General features: G+C 57.7%; 1 protein-coding gene and 1 pseudogene. Both read right to left on the bottom strand.

Translation table 11 applies throughout. The features are described 5' to 3' along the window. Positions 1–479 (bottom strand): annotated as a pseudogene (locus tag AC1DWI_RS24185) (hypothetical protein); the annotation flags it as partial. A gap of 314 nt (positions 480–793) precedes the next feature. Next, positions 794–1,065 (bottom strand): hypothetical protein (locus AC1DWI_RS24180; protein WP_477726044.1); only part of this gene is annotated, 272 nt, incomplete at its 5' end.

The raw sequence follows: 1,065 nt of genomic DNA, 5'->3' as shown, positions 1-1,065 counted from the left end.
GCGCTGATCTGGCCGTTGGCATCATAGGCAATCGCCTGAGTCTTGCTGCTGGCCCAGCTCCAGCCAGTCAGTTTGCTTTCAGCATTGGTAGTGATGCCTGCTATCAGCGGCAGGGTGGTGCCGGTATTGGTGCCCACGCCGTTGGCGTTCGGCGGATTGACCGTGACGGCATTGACCACGCCCTGGGCATCGTAGCTGTWGTTGACCTTTGTTCCGCTGGGGTAGGTGATTGCCGTGAGTTTGTCCAACGCACTTCCGCTATCGCCCCAGCTGTAGCCGACGGTGAAGGTCTTGCCGCCTATGGTCTGGGTCTTGCCTGTCTTGCGGCCCAGGCTGTCGTAGCTGTAGACGGTCTGGCCGGAGGCGTCGGTGATTTTGGTGAGTTCGCCTACGGCTGCCGGGGTGGGAGTGGATCCGCCGTCGTACTCGAGCACGCTGGCCGTGCCGGTGGCATAGCTGATGGTTTTGAGGCGGTCCAAGTTGTCATAGGTGTACTGGGTGAGCTTGCCTCKGGCGTCGGTCTTGGTCAGGACGTTGCCGTTGAGGTCRTAGGTGTACTGGCTYGYKCCGGTATCMGGGCTGGTYTGCGCTGTGACATCRCCCAGGCCGTTGGGGCTGTAAGTGGTGGCGAGGTTGCGGGGRTCGGTGACCTGGGTCAGGTTGTCATTGGCGTTGTAGGCRAAGCCGGTGGTGGTSGGCGTSGCACTTCCGGTGTTGGCGGGYTGCTGGGTCTGGATGGGRCGGCCCAGGCTATGCGGTGTCGGCCCGGGCGAAGGTGCATAGCATCACGTCTTTAAATTAGATGACGCGCTATTAACTCTCCATCCTCAATAAACAATTCTTTTGCGGGAGTTTTAATCGACGCCATATCTAGGTGAATAACTTGCGACGCTCCTTTTAGCGCCTCGCATAAATCCTTCGTGCTAATTTCAACCGACCTTTCTCTTGTTTCCTTCCAAAGCCGACTAAGCTCCCACGCATCGCCATCGGACAGTGTTTCTATATCTTTAAGAATCCACATCTCAGTGAGTTCAGCTCCCTTGCGAAGAACCATGCAGCAAGCCT

The sequence above is a fragment of the Polaromonas sp. P3_C2 genome (genome assembly GCF_056402675.1).
This window is presented reverse-complemented; position numbering and strand designations above follow the sequence as displayed.